The 18,628-nt window shown below is 63.7% G+C and carries 22 protein-coding genes; 16 read left to right on the top strand and 6 right to left on the bottom strand.

The annotated features are described in order from the left end of the window. The first annotated feature begins 32 nt into the window (after positions 1-32). The 8 genes from ACSQ3O_RS06615 (at position 33) to ACSQ3O_RS06650 (ending at position 7,693) form a co-directional block, all read left to right on the top strand. Positions 33-1,382 carry a replication-associated recombination protein A gene (locus ACSQ3O_RS06615; protein WP_436138280.1) on the top strand — a complete coding sequence of 450 codons (1,350 nt, stop codon included), beginning with the start codon at positions 33-35 and terminating at the stop codon, positions 1,380-1,382. 328 nt (positions 1,383-1,710) lie between these two features. Continuing rightward, a complete protein-coding gene (locus ACSQ3O_RS06620) occupies positions 1,711-2,640 on the top strand; it encodes a branched-chain amino acid ABC transporter permease (RefSeq protein WP_063461309.1) in 930 nt (309 codons plus the stop codon). A 13-nt stretch (positions 2,641-2,653) separates the two neighbouring features. After that, a complete protein-coding gene (locus ACSQ3O_RS06625) occupies positions 2,654-3,730 on the top strand; it encodes an ABC transporter permease subunit (protein WP_137746072.1) in 1,077 nt (358 codons plus the stop codon). Positions 3,731-3,755: 25 nt separating this feature from the next. Then, positions 3,756-4,538 (top strand): ABC transporter ATP-binding protein, encoded by a 783-nt coding sequence (locus tag ACSQ3O_RS06630; protein ID WP_137746073.1) that lies wholly within the window; start codon positions 3,756-3,758, stop codon positions 4,536-4,538. A 2-nt stretch (positions 4,539-4,540) separates the two neighbouring features. Then, positions 4,541-5,269, top strand: a complete 729-nt coding sequence (locus tag ACSQ3O_RS06635) for an ABC transporter ATP-binding protein (protein WP_094285393.1) — start codon at positions 4,541-4,543, stop codon at positions 5,267-5,269. A 223-nt stretch (positions 5,270-5,492) separates the two neighbouring features. Continuing rightward, on the top strand, positions 5,493-5,855 hold the full coding sequence (locus ACSQ3O_RS06640) for a DMT family protein (RefSeq protein ID WP_063461306.1): 363 nt from the start codon (positions 5,493-5,495) through the stop codon (positions 5,853-5,855). Between the two features lie 160 nt (positions 5,856-6,015). Further along, on the top strand, positions 6,016-6,663 hold the full coding sequence (locus tag ACSQ3O_RS06645) for a DUF47 domain-containing protein (RefSeq protein WP_137746074.1): 648 nt from the start codon (positions 6,016-6,018) through the stop codon (positions 6,661-6,663). Positions 6,664-6,682: 19 nt separating this feature from the next. After that, complete coding sequence (locus tag ACSQ3O_RS06650; RefSeq protein WP_137746075.1) at positions 6,683-7,693, top strand: inorganic phosphate transporter; 1,011 nt, start codon at positions 6,683-6,685, stop codon at positions 7,691-7,693. Between the two features lie 94 nt (positions 7,694-7,787). Here ACSQ3O_RS06650 and ACSQ3O_RS06655 read toward each other — a convergent pair whose 3' ends face one another. Beyond that, on the bottom strand, positions 7,788-8,234 hold the full coding sequence (locus ACSQ3O_RS06655; protein WP_137746342.1) for a TM2 domain-containing protein: 447 nt from the start codon (positions 8,232-8,234) through the stop codon (positions 7,788-7,790). A gap of 13 nt (positions 8,235-8,247) precedes the next feature. Next, the gene (locus tag ACSQ3O_RS06660) at positions 8,248-8,769 is read right to left on the bottom strand and encodes a GNAT family N-acetyltransferase (RefSeq protein ID WP_137746076.1); all 522 of its coding nucleotides are present in this window, start codon (positions 8,767-8,769) and stop codon (positions 8,248-8,250) included. Between the two features lie 145 nt (positions 8,770-8,914). On the opposite strand from ACSQ3O_RS06660, the gene rpsP reads away from it, so the two are divergent. The 6 genes from rpsP (at position 8,915) to ACSQ3O_RS06690 (ending at position 13,002) form a co-directional block, all read left to right on the top strand. Further along, on the top strand, positions 8,915-9,166 hold the full coding sequence (gene rpsP / locus ACSQ3O_RS06665; protein ID WP_063461301.1) for a 30S ribosomal protein S16: 252 nt from the start codon (positions 8,915-8,917) through the stop codon (positions 9,164-9,166). A gap of 78 nt (positions 9,167-9,244) precedes the next feature. After that, positions 9,245-9,817, top strand: a complete 573-nt coding sequence (gene rimM, locus ACSQ3O_RS06670; protein ID WP_436138281.1) for a ribosome maturation factor RimM — start codon at positions 9,245-9,247, stop codon at positions 9,815-9,817. A 29-nt stretch (positions 9,818-9,846) separates the two neighbouring features. Then, positions 9,847-10,605, top strand: coding sequence for a tRNA (guanosine(37)-N1)-methyltransferase TrmD (trmD, locus tag ACSQ3O_RS06675; RefSeq protein ID WP_298449022.1), 759 nt, complete (start codon positions 9,847-9,849; stop codon positions 10,603-10,605). Positions 10,606-10,733: 128 nt separating this feature from the next. Next, entirely contained in the window at positions 10,734-11,120 is a 387-nt protein-coding gene (gene rplS / locus ACSQ3O_RS06680; protein WP_099729610.1) for a 50S ribosomal protein L19, read from the top strand. Positions 11,121-11,237: 117 nt separating this feature from the next. Continuing rightward, complete coding sequence (locus ACSQ3O_RS06685) at positions 11,238-11,960, top strand: CoA pyrophosphatase (RefSeq protein WP_436138282.1); 723 nt, start codon at positions 11,238-11,240, stop codon at positions 11,958-11,960. Positions 11,961-12,015: 55 nt separating this feature from the next. Next, positions 12,016-13,002: a CobD/CbiB family protein gene (locus ACSQ3O_RS06690; RefSeq protein ID WP_298449017.1), complete on the top strand. Its 987-nt coding sequence runs from the start codon at positions 12,016-12,018 to the stop codon at positions 13,000-13,002. A gap of 25 nt (positions 13,003-13,027) precedes the next feature. On the opposite strand, the gene rsgA is transcribed toward ACSQ3O_RS06690, so the two are convergent. The 3 genes from rsgA to ACSQ3O_RS06705 are packed head-to-tail and all read right to left on the bottom strand — an operon-like array spanning position 13,028 to position 15,641. Then, complete coding sequence (gene rsgA / locus ACSQ3O_RS06695) at positions 13,028-13,972, bottom strand: ribosome small subunit-dependent GTPase A (protein ID WP_137746080.1); 945 nt, start codon at positions 13,970-13,972, stop codon at positions 13,028-13,030. A 23-nt stretch (positions 13,973-13,995) separates the two neighbouring features. Beyond that, positions 13,996-14,334 carry a 4a-hydroxytetrahydrobiopterin dehydratase gene (locus ACSQ3O_RS06700; RefSeq protein ID WP_137746081.1) on the bottom strand — a complete coding sequence of 113 codons (339 nt, stop codon included), beginning with the start codon at positions 14,332-14,334 and terminating at the stop codon, positions 13,996-13,998. After that, complete coding sequence (locus tag ACSQ3O_RS06705; RefSeq protein WP_436138283.1) at positions 14,331-15,641, bottom strand: M48 family metallopeptidase; 1,311 nt, start codon at positions 15,639-15,641, stop codon at positions 14,331-14,333. Before ACSQ3O_RS06705 ends, ACSQ3O_RS06700 begins: the two co-directional genes overlap by 4 nt. Before the next feature lie 37 nt (positions 15,642-15,678). On the opposite strand from ACSQ3O_RS06705, the gene orn reads away from it, so the two are divergent. Next, complete coding sequence (orn, locus tag ACSQ3O_RS06710) at positions 15,679-16,272, top strand: oligoribonuclease (protein WP_436138284.1); 594 nt, start codon at positions 15,679-15,681, stop codon at positions 16,270-16,272. Positions 16,273-16,552: 280 nt separating this feature from the next. Here orn and ACSQ3O_RS06715 read toward each other — a convergent pair whose 3' ends face one another. Further along, positions 16,553-16,744, bottom strand: coding sequence for a hypothetical protein (locus ACSQ3O_RS06715; protein ID WP_137746084.1), 192 nt, complete (start codon positions 16,742-16,744; stop codon positions 16,553-16,555). On the opposite strand from ACSQ3O_RS06715, the gene ACSQ3O_RS06720 reads away from it, so the two are divergent. Next, positions 16,743-18,608 (top strand): DEAD/DEAH box helicase, encoded by a 1,866-nt coding sequence (locus ACSQ3O_RS06720; RefSeq protein ID WP_137746085.1) that lies wholly within the window; start codon positions 16,743-16,745, stop codon positions 18,606-18,608. The genes ACSQ3O_RS06715 and ACSQ3O_RS06720 overlap by 2 nt on opposite strands. Positions 18,609-18,628 lie beyond the last annotated feature (20 nt).

The raw sequence follows: 18,628 nt of genomic DNA on the forward strand, positions 1-18,628 counted from the left end.
GAAAAGCGTGATGTAGACAGGACCAACCCACCATGGCCACACGCAGTGCCTTCAGCCCCCCAGTGGCGCATGCCTCCACCCACCAACCCCTGGCCGAGCGTCTGCGGCCCCGCACGCTGGGTGAGGTGATTGGCCAGCAGCATGTGCTGGGCCCGGGCATGCCGCTGCGGCTGGCGTTTGAGTCCGGCAGGCCGCACAGCTGCATCCTCTGGGGCCCGCCGGGCGTGGGCAAGACCACCATTGCGCGGCTCATGGCCGACGCGTTCGATGCCCAGTTCATCAGCATCAGCGCCGTGCTGGGCGGGGTGAAGGACATCCGCGAGGCGGTAGAGAAGGCCCAGGCCGCGCGCGACGGGCTCATGCAACAACGCACCATCGTGTTCGTGGATGAAGTGCACCGCTTCAACAAAAGCCAGCAAGACGCCTTCCTGCCGCATGTGGAATCGGGCCTGTTCACCTTCATCGGCGCCACCACCGAGAACCCGTCGTTCGAAGTCAACTCCGCGCTGCTGTCGCGTGCTGCCGTGTATGTGCTGCAGCCGCTGTCCGAAGAGGATTTGAAGAAAATTGTGGCCCTTGCGCGCGATGAGCAAGCCATTCCAGCTATCGAAAGCGTAGCAAGCGACCGCCTGGTGGCCTATGCCGATGGCGACGCGCGCCGCCTGCTCAACACGCTGGAAACGCTGGCCATGGCGGCCGCGCAGGAAAAGCTCACCGAGATCACCGACGTGTGGCTGCTGCGTGTGCTGGGCGAGCGCATGCGCCGCTACGACAAGGGTGGCGAGCAGTTCTACGACACCATCAGCGCGCTGCACAAGTCCGTGCGGGGCTCCGACCCCGACGCCGCGCTGTACTGGCTGGTGCGCATGCTGGATGGCGGCGCCGACCCGCGCTACATGGCGCGCCGCCTGGTGCGCATGGCCAGCGAGGACATCGGCCTGGCCGACCCGCGCGCGCTGCGCCTGGCGCTGGACGCGAGCGAGGTCTACGAGCGTCTGGGTAGTCCCGAGGGCGAGCTGGCGCTGGCCGAGTGCGTGGTGTACCTGGCGGTGGCGCCCAAGTCCAACGCCGTCTACAAGGCCTACAACGCTGCCCGCGCCTGGGTGAAGCAGGACGGCACACGCCCGGTGCCCATGCACCTGCGCAATGCGCCCACCAAGTTGATGAAAGAGCTCGACTACGGCAAGGGCTACCGCTACGCGCACGACGAGGAGGGTGGGTTTGCGGCGGGCGAAAACTACCTGCCTGAGGGCATGCCGGAGCCCGGTTTCTATCAGCCGGTGGAGCGCGGGCTCGAAATCAAGATTGCACAGAAGTTGCGCGAGTTGCGTGTACGCAATGCAGCGGCTGGCGACGGCACGGACCCTGGCGACGGGGGGTGACGCCGGGGGCTCTGGAAGAGCAGATGCCCGGTTTTTTTGCTGCGTCATGCTGATTTTGCATGAATGCAGTAATAAGTTTGCACATCAATGATCCTGCGTGGATCATTTTTACTTATGAAGTGCGTTGCGCGCTGATGGGACGAAAACCCGAGGGAAAACCCCGCCCGGCGCGGATAGGGGCAGAGAAGACTACTCGCTACAATCCGGTCCACAAACCCGCACAGTTGAATGCCTGGCGGGTTTTTTGCTAGATGGCAGTCGGGCCCACAAGGCTGTACCGATTCCGGTGCCTGAGCGGTGGGTGCGTCACAAACGAAGGACTTCTCTTATGGACATTTTGCTGCAACAGATCATCAACGGTCTGGTTCTCGGCAGCATGTACGCCTTGATAGCCTTGGGCTACACGATGGTGTACGGCATTATTCAACTCATCAATTTTGCCCACGGCGAGGTGCTCATGATCGGCGCCCTGACCAGTTGGAGTTGTATAGGAATGATGCAGGGCGCAATGCCCGGCGCCCCCGGCTGGGTCATCCTTCTGCTCGCGACCATCATTGCCTGCGTGGTCGCAGCCACCCTCAACTTCGTGATCGAAAAGGTGGCTTACCGCCCTCTGCGCAGCAGTCCACGCCTGGCGCCCCTGATCACGGCCATCGGCATGTCGATCCTGCTGCAGACGCTGGCCATGATCATCTGGAAGCCTAACTACAAACCATATCCGACGATGTTGCCCAGCTCGCCCTTCGAGATCGGCGGCGCGTTCATCACCCCCACCCAGATCCTGATCCTGGGCGTGACCGCCGTGGCCCTGGCCTCGCTGGTGTACCTGGTCAACCACACCAACCTGGGCCGCGCCATGCGTGCCACGGCAGAGAACCCCCGCGTGGCGTCTCTGATGGGTGTGAAGCCCGACATGGTGATCTCGGCCACCTTCATCATCGGCGCCGTGCTGGCGGCCATCGCCGGCATCATGTATGCGTCCAACTACGGCACGGCGCAGCACACCATGGGCTTCCTGCCCGGGCTCAAGGCCTTCACGGCGGCCGTGTTCGGCGGCATCGGCAACCTGGCTGGTGCGGTGGTCGGCGGCATCCTGCTGGGCCTCATCGAAGCCATCGGCTCGGGCTACATCGGCACGCTCACGGGAGGCCTGCTGGGCAGCCACTACACCGACATCTTTGCGTTCATCGTGCTCATCATCATCCTGACGCTGCGCCCCTCGGGCCTGCTGGGTGAACGTGTGGCGGATCGCGCCTGAGGAGCCTCACACCATGAAGAACACCAAAACCAACTGGATCATCGGCGCCGTGGCGCTGCTGGTGCTGCCGCTGATCCTGCAATCCTTCGGCAACGCCTGGGTGCGTATTGCCGACCTGGCCCTGCTGTATGTGCTGCTGGCCCTGGGCCTGAACATCGTGGTGGGCTACGCCGGCCTGCTGGACTTGGGCTACGTGGCGTTCTACGCCGTGGGCGCCTACCTGTTCGCCTTGATGGCTTCGCCGCACCTTGCGGACAACTTTGCGGCCTTTGCCGCCATGTTCCCCAACGGGTTGCACACCTCGCTGTGGATCGTGATACCGGTAGCGGCGTTGTTAGCGGCGTTCTTTGGCGCAATGCTGGGGGCGCCCACGCTCAAACTGCGTGGTGACTACTTGGCCATCGTCACGCTCGGCTTCGGCGAAATCATCCGCATCTTCCTGAACAACCTGGACCACCCCGTCAACCTGACCAACGGCCCCAAGGGCCTGGGCCAGATCGACTCGGTCAAGATCTTCGGCCTGGACCTGGGCAAGCGCTTGGAGGTGTTCGGCTTCGACATCAATTCCGTCACGCTGTACTACTACCTGTTCCTGGTGCTGGTCGTGGTCTCCGTGATCATCTGCTACCGCCTGCAGGATTCGCGCATCGGCCGCGCCTGGATGGCCATCCGCGAGGACGAAATCGCCGCCAAGGCCATGGGCATCAACACCCGCAACATGAAGCTGCTGGCCTTCGGTATGGGCGCTTCGTTCGGTGGTGTGTCGGGTGCGATGTTCGGTGCCTTCCAGGGCTTCGTGTCGCCCGAGTCCTTCAGCCTGATGGAGTCGGTCATGATCGTTGCCATGGTGGTGCTGGGTGGTATCGGCCACATTCCTGGCGTGATCCTGGGTGCCGTGCTGCTGTCGGCCCTGCCCGAAGTGCTGCGCTATGTGGCGGGCCCGCTGCAGGCCATGACGGATGGCCGCCTCGACTCCGCCATCCTGCGCCAGCTGCTGATCGCCCTGGCCATGATCATCATCATGCTGCTGCGCCCCCGTGGCCTGTGGCCGTCGCCTGAGCATGGCAAGAGCCTGACGCAGAAGACCTGAAGAAGAACACCACCGAAAGTTAGCAATGACAGAGAAATCCAATGAAGTGGTGCTGAAGGTCGCCGGTATCTCCAAGCGCTTCGGCGGCCTGCAGGCCCTGTCCGACGTGGGCATCACCATCCAGCGTGGCCAGGTCTATGGCCTGATCGGCCCCAACGGCGCCGGCAAGACCACGTTCTTCAACGTGATCACTGGCCTGTACACCCCCGATGCCGGTACGTTCGAGCTGGCGGGCAAGCCCTACGAGCCCACGGCTGTGCACGAAGTGGCCAAGGCCGGTATTGCGCGCACCTTCCAGAACATCCGCCTGTTTGCCGAAATGACGGCGCTCGAAAACGTGATGGTCGGTCGCCACATCCGTACGGGCTCCGGCCTGTTTGGCGCGGTGTTCCGCACCAAGGGCTTCAAGGAAGAAGAAGCCGCCATCGCCAAGCGCGCGCAAGAGCTGCTCGACTATGTGGGCATTGGCAAGTTTGCCGACTACAAGGCGCGCACGCTGTCGTATGGCGACCAGCGTCGCCTCGAAATCGCCCGCGCCCTGGCCACCGACCCGCAGCTCATCGCGCTGGACGAGCCAGCCGCCGGCATGAATGCCACCGAGAAGGTGCAGCTGCGTGAGCTGATCGACCGCATCCGCAACGACAACCGCACCATCCTGCTCATCGAGCACGATGTGAAGCTGGTGATGGGCCTGTGCGACCGCGTGACGGTGCTTGACTACGGCAAGCAGATCGCCGAAGGCAACCCTGCCGAAGTGCAGAAGAACGAAAAAGTGATTGAGGCCTATCTGGGCACCGGAGGACATTGAGAATGGCCGAAAAATCCAACAAGGTACTGCTGCAGGTCAAGGGCCTGAAGGTGGCCTACGGCGGTATCCAGGCCGTCAAGGGCGTGGACTTCGAAGTGCGCGAAGGCGAGCTGGTCTCGCTGATCGGCTCCAACGGTGCCGGCAAGACCACCACCATGAAGGCCATCACCGGCACCCTGGGCATGAACGATGGCGACATCGAGTACCTAGGCAAGAGCATCAAGGGCAAGGGCGCCTGGGACCTGGTCAAGGAAGGCCTCGTGATGGTGCCGGAAGGCCGTGGCGTGTTCGCCCGCATGACCATCACCGAGAACCTGCAGATGGGCGCCTACATCCGCAAGGACAAGGCGGGCATCCTGGCCGACATCGAGAAGATGTTCACCATCTTCCCGCGCCTGCGCGAGCGCAAGGACCAGCTGGCCGGCACCATGTCCGGCGGCGAACAGCAGATGCTGGCCATGGGCCGCGCGCTGATGAGCCAGCCCAAGGTGCTGTTGCTGGACGAACCCTCCATGGGCCTGTCGCCCATCATGGTGGACAAGATCTTCGAAGTGGTGCGCGACGTGTACGCCCTGGGCGTGACCATCGTGCTGGTGGAGCAGAACGCGAGCCGTGCGCTGGCGATTGCCGACCGTGGCTACGTGATGGAATCGGGCCTGATCACCATGACCGGCCCCGGCCAGCAACTGCTGAACGACCCCAAGGTGCGCGCCGCCTACCTGGGCGAGTAACCTGCGCCGCAGGGCCCCGGCTGCTGCCCGATCCAAGGCGCAGGGCCTGGTGAGACAACAAGGCACTGTCCCCTCGGGCAGTGCCTTTTTTTTGGTCCATGCAGGCGGGTAAGCCGGTGTTTGCTATCGTACTTGTAGCTTGAAGTGCTTGCCTGCCGCGCGCAGAGTGCCATTTTTGTTCATAATCCAGCCCTTGTTCAGTCCCTCCTGACCAAGGCCGTTGATGTCCACTCTTCAATCCCTGCCCGTTTCGCTCCAGACCGTGTTGCTGCTCATTGCCAGCAACGTCTTCATGACCTTTGCGTGGTACGGGCACCTCAAGAGCCTGGCGTCCTCACCCTGGTACACGGCAGCCCTGGTGAGCTGGGGCATTGCGCTGTTCGAGTACCTGCTGCAGGTGCCTGCCAACCGCATCGGCTACACGCAGTTCAACGTGGGGCAGCTCAAGATCATGCAAGAGGTGATCACGCTGGGGGTGTTTGTGCCGTTTGCCGTGTTCTACATGGGCCAGCCGCTCAAGTGGGACTACCTCTGGGCGGGGCTGTGCCTGGTGGGGGCGGTGTATTTCATCTTCCGCAGTGCCTGAGCTGTTGGTGCGGGTCCAGTGGCGGCGCATGACCGCATGCTGCGCAGGCATCGGCCCGCCGGGGGCGCACGGTTAAACTCCCCGGGTCACGAAAAAGTCATGGTTTTGTCATGGCTTTGCCCTTTTTCCAAAATTCGATCCCGTTCCAGGAGCCTCCCCCATGCTGTTTGCCAAGCTGTTGCCACGCGAAGGCAATTTTTTCGAAATGTTCAACCAGCATGCGGACCGCATCGTGGAGGCGGCCCGGGCTTTCTCGCAACTGGTGGCGAACTACAACGATCCGCACCTGCGCGACAAGTACAACCAGGACGTGGACAACGCCGAGCGCGCTGCCGACCGCGTGACGCACGAGGTGAACAAGGCCATCCACAAGACCTTCATCACCCCCATCGACCGTGAGCAGATCCACACGCTCATCAACACGATGGACGATGTGGCCGACCTGATCCAGGACTCGGCCGAGACCATGGCGCTGTACGACGTGCGCCACATGACCGAAGAAATTACCCGCCTCACAGACCTGAGCCTCAAGTGCTGCGAGCGCCTGCGTGACGCTGTGAAGCTGCTCGACAAGATTGCCGACCCCGCTGTGGCCGAAGCGGCACTCAAGACCTGCGAGGAAATCGACCGGCTCGAATCCGACGCCGACCGCGTGATGCGCAGCGCCATGAGCAAGCTGTTCCGCGAAGAGCCCGATGTGCGCGAGGTGATCAAGCTCAAGGCCATCTACGAGCTGCTGGAGACGATCACCGACAAGTGCGAAGACGTGGCCAACTGCATCGAGGGCATCGTCCTCGAAAACTCCTGAACCCCGCAGGCTGACCAGTATGGAAACCGTACAGACGGCCCTCTGGGTTGTGGTTCTGCTTGTGGCCCTGGCAATCCTGTTCGACTTCATGAACGGGTTCCACGATGCGGCCAATTCGATCGCCACGGTGGTCTCCACCGGCGTGCTCAAGCCCGCGCAGGCGGTGCTGTTCGCCGCGTTCTTCAACTTTGTCGCGATCTTCGTCTTTCACCTGAGCGTGGCGGCGACGGTGGGCAAGGGCATCGTGCAGCCGGGCATCGTGGACACGCACGTGGTGTTCGGCGCCCTAGTGGGCGCCATCACCTGGAATGTGATCACCTGGTACTACGGCATTCCCAGCAGCTCCTCGCATGCGCTCATCGGCGGCATTGTGGGCGCGGTGATTGCCAAGGCCGGCGCGGGCGCGCTCATCTCCGCCGGCATCCTCAAGACCGTGGCGTTCATCTTCGTCTCGCCACTGCTGGGCTTTGCGCTTGGCTCGCTGATGATGGTGGGCGTGGCCTGGATCTTCCGGCGCACGCGGCCGAGCAAGGTGGACAAGTGGTTCCGTCGCCTGCAGCTGGTGTCTGCCGGGGCCTACAGCCTGGGCCACGGCGGCAATGATGCGCAAAAGACCATCGGCATCATCTGGCTGCTGCTGATCGCCACCGGGTACTCGTCGGCCACCGATGCATCGCCGCCCACCTGGACCATCGTGAGCTGCTACGTGGCCATCGGCCTCGGCACCATGTTTGGCGGCTGGCGCATCGTGAAAACCATGGGCCAGAAGATCACCAAGCTTAAGCCCGTGGGCGGTTTCTGCGCCGAAACGGGTGGGGCGCTCACGCTGTTTCTGGCGACCACGCTGGGTATTCCGGTGTCCACCACCCACACCATCACCGGCGCCATCGTCGGTGTGGGCTCCACGCAGCGTGCCAGTGCGGTGCGCTGGGGCGTGGCGGGCAACATCGTGTGGGCGTGGATTCTGACCATCCCGGCCAGCGCGTTTGTGGCTGCCGTGGCCTACTGGATCAGCCTGCAGATATTCTGAAGGCCCGCCACCAACCGCTGGTTGCCAGTGGTTGGTGGATTGCTATATTTTTTATAACTTCTTGCGCTTGCCCATCAGGCGCAAAGCCCCGATTTCATTGGGAAATCTTGCGGGCTTCCTCGATCTGGTGCTCGAAGTAGCGCTGGAAGCTGAACGCAATGCTGGCCATTAGCACAGCCGTTCCAATCATCAGCGACGCCACGATGGCGGCAATGGTGATCCAGCCTGTGCGGCCGGGGGCGGCATCGGGTGCTGCTGCTGGGTTGTAGCGCGCGTTCCAGGCTTCGGGTGTCTTCAGCGCAAACAGGATCGCCTGCAGCGCACAGCCCGCGATGGTGAAGCCCAGCAGCGGGATCAGCATCCAGCTGGTGTGGTCGTCCTGGCCAAACTGCTGCACGCGCTGGATGCCGTAGACGCCCAGCGCTGTGGGCAAGGGCAGCAGCCAGCCGATCAGGTCCCACATGCCGTGCAGGTAAAAGCGGTGCAGGCCCAGCGGCCCGCCCAGAAAGGCGAGCCAGGCCGCCAGGGTCTTGTTCTTCATGCGGGTCATCGTGTCATTCGGGGGAGGTGGTATCGCCCGCGCCCAAGGTCTTCTCCATGAGCACGATGTCGCGCCAGGCGCCAAACTTCCAGCCCACCGAGCGCATGATGCCTACGTCCGTAAAGCCCAGCGCCCGGTGCACGCCGATGGAGCCTGCGTTGGCGGAGTCGCCGATCACCGCCAGCAGCTTGCGCACACCCACGGCCTCGGCCTGCACGGCCAGCTCGGCCAGCAGCTTGCGGCCCAGGCCCATGCCACGGGCGCTGTCGGCCACGTAGATCGAATCCTCGGCCGAAAAGCGGTATGCCGGGCGGGGCTTGAACCAGTTGGCATAGGCAAAACCCAGCACCTGCCCGTCCTGCTCGGCCACCAGCCAGGGCAGGCCACGCGCCAGCACGTCGGCCCGGCGGCCCGCCATGTCGGCTTCGGAGGGAGGATCTATTTCGAAGGTGCCCGTGCCGTGGAGCACATGGTGTTGGTAAATGGCCGTGATGGCGGGAATATCGCTGTCGGTGCTGGGGCGGATAGAGGGCATTTTGGGGAAATGGATATAATCGCAGGCTTTGCAGCGTGTCGCTGGCCGGGTGGCCATGTCGCGTGTCTCAAGCGTTGCGAATATGGTTGCGAACACAGTGGCTTTCGGCAAATGTTGCCGGAGTTCACCACCCGAAGGATAAATCATGGTCGTCATTCGACTCTCCCGCGGCGGCTCCAAGGGCCGTCCTTTCTTCAACATCGTCGTTGCTGACAAGCGCGTGCGCCGTGACGGCCGCTTCATCGAGCGCATCGGCTTCTACAACCCCACCGCCAAGGAAACAGAAGAAGGCCTGCGCATCGTGCAAGACCGTCTGGCTTACTGGGTGGGCGTTGGTGCCCAGTCCTCCCCCACGGTGGACCGCCTGATCAAGCAAGCCGCCAAGAAGGCTGCTTAAAGCTCCCTGAAAAGGGCGGGTTCCGTCGGCTTGTCTGGCGGAACCCGCCCTTTTCCTATTCTGGAATCACTCCCCGCCATGGCCATCACCCCCCTGACCCTCGAACCCGCAGAACTGCCGCCCGATGCCGTTGAATTGGGGCGCATTGCCGATGCCTGGGGCGTCAAGGGCTGGTTCAAGGTGCTGTCTCACAGCAGCAACCCTGAGGCGCTGTCGGCGTCCAAGCGCTGGTACCTGCAGCCCTCCGAGCGGGGCGCCAAGGCGTTTACTGGCACGGTGCTGCTGACCATCCGCCAGGCCAAAGACCATTCGGACACCCTGGTGGCCTGGGCGCAGGGCATTGACGACCGCAATGCGGCCGAGGCGCTGCGCGGTGCGCGCATCTTTGTGCCCCGGTCAAGTTTTCCCTCCACGTCGGAAGACGAGTTCTACTGGGTCGATCTGATTGGCCTCTCGGTCATCAACCGCGAAGGTGTGCTGCTGGGGCAGGTGCAAGAGCTGATGTCCACCGGCCCCCAGACGGTGCTGGTGCTGGCATATGAAGAAGATGGAAAGGTCCGCGAGCGCATGATCCCGTTCGTCTCCGCTTTTGTGGACAAGGTGGATCTGCCTGAAAAGCGCATCACCGTCGATTGGCAGCCCGACTACTGACCGGATTCCCCCCCGCTGCGCCAGCCACCATGCGCTTTGACATCATTACCCTGTTTCCTGAGCTGTTCGCGCCCTTCCTGGCGAGCGGCGTAACCCGTCGCGCCTACACCAGCGGCCAGGTGGATGTGCGCCTGTGGAATCCGCGCGACCATGCCGAAGGCAACTACCGCCGCGTGGACGACCGGCCCTTTGGCGGCGGCCCTGGCATGGTGATGATGGCCGAGCCGCTGCACAGGTGCCTTGCGGCAATCCGCACGGAACGCGCGGAATCCGAGGGCAGCCAGGCGCCGCTGGTTCTTTTTTCTCCGATCGGGGCACCGCTCAACCACACTGCTGTGGAGCGCTGGTCCGCCAGCGCGGGGGCGGTGCTGCTGTGTGGGCGTTACGAGGGCATCGACCAGCGCTTTATTGACGCGCATGTCGATCTGCAGATGAGCCTGGGTGATTTTGTGCTGTCGGGCGGTGAGATTGCCGCGATGGCCCTGCTGGATGCCGTGGCCCGCCTGCAGCCCGGTGTGCTCAACGACGAGGGCAGCCACCAGCTCGACAGCTTCAACCCCGCGCTCGACGGTCTGCTGGACTGCCCGCACTACACGCGGCCGGAGGAATGGGCCGGGCAGCAGGTGCCTGCGCCGCTGATGTCCGGGCACCACGCGCAGATCGAGCGCTGGCGGCGCGACCAGCGGCTGGCCATCACGGCCCGGCACCGTCCCGATCTCATCGATGCGGCGCGCCAGGCGGGGCGTCTGGCGCCCGCAGACGAAGCGGTATTGGCCAAGCTCTCCTGAATTGTTATAATCAAAGGCTTTTCGATCCTCTGGCCGGCCGTTTTGACAGGGATTCCTCCCGCAAAACACTGAACCGTCAATCCCGACGCAGCCATTTTTGGCGCGGACAAGATCGTTGGACATCAAACATGAACCTGATCCAGACCCTGGAAGCGGAAGAAATTGCCCGCTTGAACAAGACCATCCCCGAATTCGCCCCTGGTGACACCGTCATCGTGAGCGTGAACGTGGTGGAAGGTACCCGCAAGCGCGTGCAGGCTTACGAAGGCGTGGTGATTGCCAAGCGCAATCGCGGCCTGAACAGCGGCTTCACCGTGCGCAAGATCTCCAGCGGCGAAGGCGTGGAACGCACGTTCCAGACCTACAGCCCGCTGATCGCCGGCATCGAAGTCAAGCGCCGTGGTGACGTGCGCCGTGCCAAGCTGTACTACCTGCGTGACCGCAGCGGCAAGTCGGCACGTATCAAGGAAAAGCTGCCACAACGCGTCAAGGTTGCTGCCGCCACCGCCGCTTAATCCAAGCAAGGCGAGGGCCTGCCCTGACAAGCCGCTACAGCATCTGCCTGTAGCGGCTTTTTGTTTTTTGGCTTGTTGAATCCGAATCTGTACCCGAACCCGAACCGAAATTTTTGAGTGAACGCCTCTTCTCCCACCCCCGCCGTTTCGTCCGTCGTTGCGCCGCTGTCCAGCCTGCCTGATTTCGACCCCCGCCTGGTTCCGGTGGTGGGCGTGGACACGCACCTGCCCGCTGTGCCTTTGGCGGCGCAGACGCCCGAGGCGTTGCGCGCGCGGTTTGCGCATCCGCCGCTCTGGGAGCCCGAGGTGCTGCTGGAGAAGAAGTTCATGAACCGGGAGCCAGCCCACGCATCCGTGCTGCTGGCGATCATGCTGCGCGAGCAGCCCACGGTGCTGCTGACCGAGCGCACGGCCCACCTGTCCACCCACTCGGGGCAGGTGGCTTTCCCCGGGGGGCGCGCCGACCCTGGCGACGCCACGCCCGCCGACACGGCATTGCGGGAAGCGCAGGAAGAGGTGGGGCTGGCGCCCGAATTCGTCGAGGTGCTGGGCACCTTGCCAACCTATGTCACTGGCTCGTCCTTCATCATCACCCCGGTGGTGGCGCTGGTGCGACCGGACTGTGTGCTGCAGCCCAATCCCTACGAGGTGGCGGACCTGTTCGAGGTGCCGCTGGCGTTTCTGCTGGACCCTGCCAACCACCGGCGCCATGTGTTCGACCTGGATGGTGTGCACCGCGAGTGGTTCTCCATGCCGTACCAGGACACCCGCAAGAACCATTTCATCTGGGGCGCGACGGCAGGCATGCTGCGCAATTTCTACCGTTTCATGCAGGCCTGATCCTGCCTGCACATAAAGGGTGCATGGGGGCGAAGCCCCAGTATCATTGCCCCCCATGAGTTTCTTCGCCATCCTGTTCGCTCTGCTGATCGAGCAGGCCCGTCCCCTGGCACGCAGCAACCCCATCCATGCGGGTCTGCGGGCATGGGCACTGTCCGTGAGCCGCAACTTCGACGCGGGCAAGCCCCACCATGGCTGGGTCGCCTGGAGCCTCGCCGTGCTGGTCCCGGCCTTGATCACCCTGGCCATTCATTGGGCGCTGCTGTGGGGCTTGGGCTGGCCGTTTGCAGTGCTCTGGAGCGTGGCGGTGCTGTATGTCACGCTGGGCTTTCGGCAGTTCAGCCACCATTTCACGGGCATCCGCGATGCGCTCGAAGAGGGCGACGAAGATGCGGCCCGCGAGCGCCTCGCGCACTGGCAGCAGGTGGATGTGGGGGCCTTGCCGCGCAGCGAGATCGTGCGCCATGTGATCGAGTATTCGGTGCTGGCCGCGCATCGCCATGTGTTTGGGGTGCTGGCCTGGTTCTCGGTGTTGGCGGCTCTGGGGCTGGGGCCCACGGGGGCCGTGCTGTACCGCCTGGCCGAATTTGTCTCGCGCTACTGGCACTACAAGCAGCGGGCAGGCACGCAGCCTGCCAGCGCCTCCCTGCAGCAGGCCTGTGCCCAGGCGTGGACCGTGGTGGACTGGCTGCCAGCGCGGCTCACGGCACTCAGTTTTGCTGTGGTCGGGAGTTTCGAAGAAGCGATCGAAGGCTGGCGCTTTCATGCGCAGCGGTTCCCCAACGACAACGATGGCGTGGTGTTGGCCGCTACGGCCGGGGCGATCAATGTCCGCCTGGGGGGCGAAGCCCTGAAATCACGCACTGAAACGCAGCCCCCCCAGGGGCTGGAGATTGACGCCGACATGGGCGACAGCGATTCCACCCCCGGCCGTGAGCCCGAAGTGGGCCACTTGCGCAGCGTGGTCGGGCTGGTGTGGCGCTCTGTGGTGGTCTGGATGCTGCTGCTGGCGCTGCTGACGCTGGCCCGTCTGCTGGGGTGAGGCTCCGCGCCCGCCAGCGCCGCGCTCAGTAGCGCGTGTGGCTCAGCTCGTCAAATAAATCACTATAAATTTTATAGCGCGTCGGGCTTATCCCGTGCGCGGAGGGGCCGTTTTTTACCGCATCCAGCACACCACAACCAGGCTCATGCAGGTGGGTGCAGTTGTAGAACTTGCAGTCGGTGGCGTGTTCTGCGATGTCGGGCATGCAGGCCGCGAGCTGCATGGGCGCCACATGGTGCAGGCCGAATTCCTGGAACCCAGGTGAGTCGATGAGCGCCGTGGTGCGCTCCGCATCCATCCAGTACCAGTGCGTGCTGGTGGTCGTGTGTTTGCCGGAGTTGAGCGCCTGTGAGATCTCGCCGGTCTGTACGGCAGCGCCTGGCACCAACAGGTTGATCAGCGTGCTTTTGCCCGAGCCCGAGGGGCCCAGCACCAGCGTGGTCTTGCCCCGCAGGTGCTCCATCAGCAGCGCCCGGTCCACATCGCTGGAAAGCGCCAGCGACAAGGGCAGCACGCCATAGTGGGTGCCCGCCCCCATGTGGCGGTAGGGCAGCAGACGCTCCCAGGCGCGGGCGAAAGGCTCTACCAGATCGCTCTTGTTGAGGCCGATCAGCGGCTTGATGCCTTCGGCTTCGGCTGCGATCAGGGCGCGCGCGAGCTGGCTCTCGGAGAACACGGGCTCTGCCGCGATCAGGATCAGCACCTGGTCCAGGTTGGCTGCAAACGACTTGGTGCGGATTTCGTCCTGGCGGTAGAACAGGTTGCGCCGCTCCAGCACCTTCTCGATCGTGCCTTCGTCGCCCTGGCCTGGCGGGGGCGCCTGCCACAGCACCCGGTCACCCACCACGGCCTGGCTCTTCTTGCCGCGCGGGTGGCAGATGCGGCGTTCGCCGTCAGCGGTTTCAACCATGCAGTGGCGCCCATGGCTGGCCACCACGGTGCCTTCCATGAGGGCGCTGCGTTCAGCCATGGTGTGTTTGTTGGTTCACGGGATCACGCCACGAGGGCATCGAATGCGGTCGCACACTCGAAGTCTGTCGAGGAGATGCCGTTCACATCGTGGGTGTTCAGGCGCACCACGCAGCGGTTGTAGTGCACCGAGAGGTCGGGGTGGTGGTCCTGCGCATTGGCAATGAAGGCCAGCGCATTCACGAAAGAGATGGTTTCGTAGTAGTTGGCGAAGTGGTAGGTCTTCTCGATGGCGACGTTGGCGCCATCGCCGCTCAGGCTCCAGCCTTCGAGCTTGGCCAGATTTGCTACAACTTCAGTAGCGGTCAGCGCACGACGGGTAAGCGCAGACCAGTCTTTTTTCTTCAACATGGTGGTGGTCATGGGTGGGCAGAGGTGGGGTGCATGCGCGCCAGCCGCTCGGTGGCGGGCGGGTGCGAGTAGTAGAACTTCACGTACACCGGGTCGGGTGTGAGCGTGGAGGCATTGTCTTCATACAGCTTGAGCAGGGCCGATGCCAGATCGGCGCCGCTGGCCTGGGCCACGGCATAGGCGTCGGCCTGGAACTCATGGCGGCGCGACTGCTGCGAAAACAGCGGCGAGATGAAGAAGGTGAACACAGGCACTACCAGCATGAACAGCAGCAGCGCCAGGGCATCGTTGGGCGCGGCCGCCATGGTCGGGTCCAGCGAGATATTGGGGCGCACGCCCAGGCCGGTATAGAACCACACTTGGTTCGAGAGCCAGCCCAGCAGCGCAAAGCCGGCCAGGCTCAGCGCAAATAGGGTGACGATGCGCTGGATGATGTGGCGGTGCTTGAAGTGGCCCAGCTCATGCGCCAGCACGGCCTCGACCTCGCCCGGGGCCAACTGCTTCAGCAGGGTGTCGTAGAACACCACGCGCTTGGCCGCGCCAAAGCCTGTGAAGTAGGCGTTGGCATGGGCGCTGCGGCGGCTGCCATCCATCACGAACAGGCCCTTGGCCGAGAAGCCGCAGCGCTGCATCAGGGCTGTGACGCGGGCCTTGAGCGATTCGTCTTCGAGCGGCTGGAACTTGTTGAACAGCGGGGCGATGAAGGTGGGGTAGACCACCATCAAGAGCAGGTTGAAGCCCATCCAGAAGCACCAGGCCCAAAGCCACCACAGCGGGCCAGCCGCGCCCATGAGCCACAGGATGAGCGCAGCAATCGGCAGACCAATGACCGCTCCCACCAGCAGTCCCTTGATGGCGTCTGCCAGCCACAGCTGCCAGGTCATCTTGTTGAAGCCAAAGCGCTCTTCGATCACGAAGGTCTGGTACAGCGACAACGGCAGGTCGATCAGGCCGCTTATGGCGGCAAAAGCCACCAGCAGCGCCATCTGTTGCGCCATGCCCGGCCCCATGGCGTCCAGCAGGGCGCGGTTCAGCACATCCAGGCCGCCCAGCAGCGTCCAGCCCAGCAGCACCACGCAGCCCAGGGCCATCTCCAGCAACCCCAGGCGGGCCTTGGTGATGGTGTAGTCGGCGGCCTTCTGGTGGGCGGCCAGGGAGATGCGCTCGGCGAAGGGCGCGGGCACAGCCGCGCGGTGGCGGGCCACATGCCGCACTTGGCGGGTGGCCAACCAGAACTTGAGCGCAAGGCCCAGGACCAGCGCCGCCGCAAAGGCCAGTGTGAGCAGCATGGAAGGGGAGAAGTCGTCAGGGGTGGGCATGTGCGGCGAGTTTAGGCCATCGGCGACAATGCGCGCCATGTCAGAAGCCAACAACCCCACCCCTGCCACGCTTGCCAAATCCGACCAGAACCTGGTCTGGCTCGATTGCGAAATGACCGGCCTGGAGCCCGATACGGACCGTCTTCTGGAAATCGCCGTGGTCGTGACCGGCCCGAGCCTGGAGCCCCGCGTCGAAGGCCCGGTGTTTGCCATCCACCAGTCGGACGAATTGCTGAACAAGATGGATGCCTGGAACAAGGGAACCCATGGTCGCAGCGGCCTGATCGACAAGGTGAAGGCCTCGACGGTGACCGAAGCGGAGGCCGAGCAGCAGATCATTGCCTTCCTGGGCAAATATGTGCCCAAGGGCACCGCCCCCATGTGTGGCAACAGCATCGGGCAGGACCGTCGTTTTCTGGTGCGCTACATGCCCAAGCTGGAGAAGTTTTTCCACTACCGCAATGTGGACGTGAGCACCCTGAAGGAGCTGGCCAAACGCTGGAAGCCGGAGGCCTACACCAGTTTCAAAAAGGCCCAGAAGCACACCGCCCTGGCCGACGTGCACGAGTCCATCGACGAACTGGCGCACTACCGTCAACACCTGTTGTCCGTGGAAGTGAAAACCCCCTGACTCGCTTTGCGCCCTCGTGCGCCTGCTCGAAGCAGCCGCGCTTTGGGTTGCCGTCAAAACCAGCTTTAACAGGTCTGCTTTCTCTGCAATCGGCCTCTGGAAGGGAAGATGCACTCGGTGTGGGGCGCTGCGCCGGCGGAGACCTGGGTTGTGCGGGTGCCATTGCCAGCACAAGCGCTGCACCTTGGCCGGGTTTTGAGGGGTATTGCGGGGAAACCCTTAACCGTGCGATAATCGCTGGCTGCGCAGGGATACCACCTCGCAGTTTGTGCATCTCCCCTCACACACCGGGCTTGCCAGCCCACTGCCAAATGCAACCCGGCAGTGCAGGACTGGCGAATAACAGCCCACCCGCATCGGCCTGATCCTCCAGAGCCAGCGCAGGTTTCGTTTGATGGTTGATGTTTTTTAACCATTTGACGAAGCCAATCGTGGGCTGCGCCCGCGACCGTCTTCGTGAGAGAAAAATCATGACCGACACCTCTTTGGTGCAGGGCGAATTCGCGCCTGCCGATACTTCCTTTGCTGCCGACATTTCCGTGCAGTCTTCTCCTCTGGATGCCGTCGTGGCCGCTGCTGCTGAAGGCGATGCCGCTGTGACCGCAGAGCCCAACGGCTTTGTCGAACTGGGCTTGGCCCCTGAACTCGTGCAAGCCGTGGCTGACCTGGGCTACACCCAGCCCACCAGCGTGCAGCGCAAGGCCATTCCCCTGGCCATGGGCAGCGATGCCTCCAAGTTCATCGACCTGATGGTCTCCAGCCAGACCGGCAGCGGCAAGACCGCCGCCTTCCTGCTGCCCGTGCTGCATACATTGATTCAGCAGCAGGCTGTGGCGGAGGCCGAAGAGCGCGCTGCTTTCGAGCGCGCTGTGGCCGAGGCGGCCGCCCGTGGTGAGCCCGCTCCCAAGCGCGCCAAGCGCAAGGATCCCACCAGCTCGCGCAATTTCAAGGCAGCCACTCCCGGTGCCCTGATCCTGTGCCCCACACGTGAACTGGCCCAACAGGTGGCACATGACGCCATCGATCTGGTCAAGCACTGCCGTGGCCTGCGCGTGGCCAACGTGGTGGGCGGCATGCCTTACCAGCTGCAGATCGCCAAGCTGCAGAACGCCGACCTCGTGGTGGCCACGCCCGGCCGCCTGCTGGATCTGCAGCGCTCGATGCAGATCAAGCTCGACAAGGTGCAGTTCCTGGTGGTGGACGAAGCCGACCGCATGCTCGACCTGGGCTTCTCGGACGACCTGGCCGAGCTGAACCAGCTGACCAGCCAGCGCAAGCAGACCATGATGTTCAGCGCCACCTTCGCGCCCCGCATCCAGCAACTGGCCATGCGCGTGATGCACGACGGTGGTTCGTCCGTGCAGAAGGTGACCATCGATTCCCCGCAAGAGAAGCACTCCAACATCAAGCAGGTGCTTTACTGGGCCGACAACGCCCAGCACAAGCGCAAGCTGCTGGACCACTGGCTGCGTGACACCACGATCAACCAAGCCATCGTATTCGCCAGCACCCAGGTGGAGTGCGACGGCCTTGCCAACGACCTGCAGCAAGATGGTTTCTCGGCCGTGGCCCTGCACGGTGCCCTGAGCCAGGGCCTGCGCAACCGCCGCCTGATGGCGCTGCGCAGTGGCCAGGTGCAGATCTTGGTGGCGACCGATGTGGCCGCACGGGGCATCGACGTGCCCACGATCACCCACGTGTTCAACTTCGGCCTGCCCATGAAGGCCGAGGACTACACCCACCGCATCGGCCGCACCGGCCGTGCCGGCCGCGACGGCTTGGCCGTCACCTTCGCCGAGTTCCGCGACCGCCGCAAGATCTACGACATTGAGTCGTACAGCCGCCAGCAGTTCAAGGCCGAAGTGGTGCCTGGTATGGAGCCTACCCAGCGCGCACCCCAGGCGCCCCGTGGCGGTGACTTTGGTGGCCGTGGCCGCTCGGGTGGCTATGACCGCGACAGCCGTGGTGATCGCAAGTTTGGTGGTCCCGCCCGTGGCGGCAATGACCGCGGGGGCTTCGGCGGTGGTTTTGGTGGCGGTTTTGCAGGCCGTGGCGCCCCCGCCCGTGGTGAAGGCGGCGGTTTCGGCGGTCGTGACCGCGACGACCGTGGCGGTGACCGTGGTTTTGCGCCTCGCCGCGATGGTGAAGGTTATGGCCGCAAGCCTGGTTTTGGCGATGCAGGCCGTGGTGGCTTTGCCCCCCGTGGTGATGCGGGTGCACCGCGTGGCGACTTTGCGCCACGCAAACCAGCTTTCTCCAAGCCTGCTGGTGGCGGCGGCGGCAAGCCTTTTGTGGCCCATGATGCGCGCAAGCGTCCCGCACGTCCTGCACGCTGATTGTTGAGCCGAGACGGAGC

Source organism: Acidovorax sp. LjRoot74, from assembly GCF_964254355.1.
Classification (GTDB): domain Bacteria; phylum Pseudomonadota; class Gammaproteobacteria; order Burkholderiales; family Burkholderiaceae_C; genus Acidovorax.

What these genes read in the sequence shown, in the direction of transcription:
- ACSQ3O_RS06615 (WP_436138280.1), top strand. Translation starts at nt 33, where the DNA reads ATGGCCACACGCAGTGCCTTCAGCCCCCCAGTGGCGCATGCCTCCACC.
- ACSQ3O_RS06620 (WP_063461309.1), top strand. Translation starts at nt 1,711, where the DNA reads ATGGACATTTTGCTGCAACAGATCATCAACGGTCTGGTTCTCGGCAGC.
- ACSQ3O_RS06625 (WP_137746072.1), top strand. Translation starts at nt 2,654, where the DNA reads ATGAAGAACACCAAAACCAACTGGATCATCGGCGCCGTGGCGCTGCTG.
- ACSQ3O_RS06630 (WP_137746073.1), top strand. Translation starts at nt 3,756, where the DNA reads ATGACAGAGAAATCCAATGAAGTGGTGCTGAAGGTCGCCGGTATCTCC.
- ACSQ3O_RS06635 (WP_094285393.1), top strand. Translation starts at nt 4,541, where the DNA reads ATGGCCGAAAAATCCAACAAGGTACTGCTGCAGGTCAAGGGCCTGAAG.
- ACSQ3O_RS06640 (WP_063461306.1), top strand. Translation starts at nt 5,493, where the DNA reads ATGTCCACTCTTCAATCCCTGCCCGTTTCGCTCCAGACCGTGTTGCTG.
- ACSQ3O_RS06645 (WP_137746074.1), top strand. Translation starts at nt 6,016, where the DNA reads ATGCTGTTTGCCAAGCTGTTGCCACGCGAAGGCAATTTTTTCGAAATG.
- ACSQ3O_RS06650 (WP_137746075.1), top strand. Translation starts at nt 6,683, where the DNA reads ATGGAAACCGTACAGACGGCCCTCTGGGTTGTGGTTCTGCTTGTGGCC.
- ACSQ3O_RS06655 (WP_137746342.1), bottom strand. Translation starts at nt 8,234, where the DNA reads ATGAAGAACAAGACCCTGGCGGCCTGGCTCGCCTTTCTGGGCGGGCCG.
- ACSQ3O_RS06660 (WP_137746076.1), bottom strand. Translation starts at nt 8,769, where the DNA reads ATGCCCTCTATCCGCCCCAGCACCGACAGCGATATTCCCGCCATCACG.
- rpsP (WP_063461301.1), top strand. Translation starts at nt 8,915, where the DNA reads ATGGTCGTCATTCGACTCTCCCGCGGCGGCTCCAAGGGCCGTCCTTTC.
- rimM (WP_436138281.1), top strand. Translation starts at nt 9,245, where the DNA reads ATGGCCATCACCCCCCTGACCCTCGAACCCGCAGAACTGCCGCCCGAT.
- trmD (WP_298449022.1), top strand. Translation starts at nt 9,847, where the DNA reads ATGCGCTTTGACATCATTACCCTGTTTCCTGAGCTGTTCGCGCCCTTC.
- rplS (WP_099729610.1), top strand. Translation starts at nt 10,734, where the DNA reads ATGAACCTGATCCAGACCCTGGAAGCGGAAGAAATTGCCCGCTTGAAC.
- ACSQ3O_RS06690 (WP_298449017.1), top strand. Translation starts at nt 12,016, where the DNA reads ATGAGTTTCTTCGCCATCCTGTTCGCTCTGCTGATCGAGCAGGCCCGT.
- rsgA (WP_137746080.1), bottom strand. Translation starts at nt 13,972, where the DNA reads ATGGCTGAACGCAGCGCCCTCATGGAAGGCACCGTGGTGGCCAGCCAT.
- ACSQ3O_RS06700 (WP_137746081.1), bottom strand. Translation starts at nt 14,334, where the DNA reads ATGACCACCACCATGTTGAAGAAAAAAGACTGGTCTGCGCTTACCCGT.
- ACSQ3O_RS06705 (WP_436138283.1), bottom strand. Translation starts at nt 15,641, where the DNA reads ATGCCCACCCCTGACGACTTCTCCCCTTCCATGCTGCTCACACTGGCC.
- orn (WP_436138284.1), top strand. Translation starts at nt 15,679, where the DNA reads ATGTCAGAAGCCAACAACCCCACCCCTGCCACGCTTGCCAAATCCGAC.
- ACSQ3O_RS06720 (WP_137746085.1), top strand. Translation starts at nt 16,743, where the DNA reads ATGACCGACACCTCTTTGGTGCAGGGCGAATTCGCGCCTGCCGATACT.
- ACSQ3O_RS06715 (WP_137746084.1), bottom strand. Translation starts at nt 16,744, where the DNA reads ATGATTTTTCTCTCACGAAGACGGTCGCGGGCGCAGCCCACGATTGGC.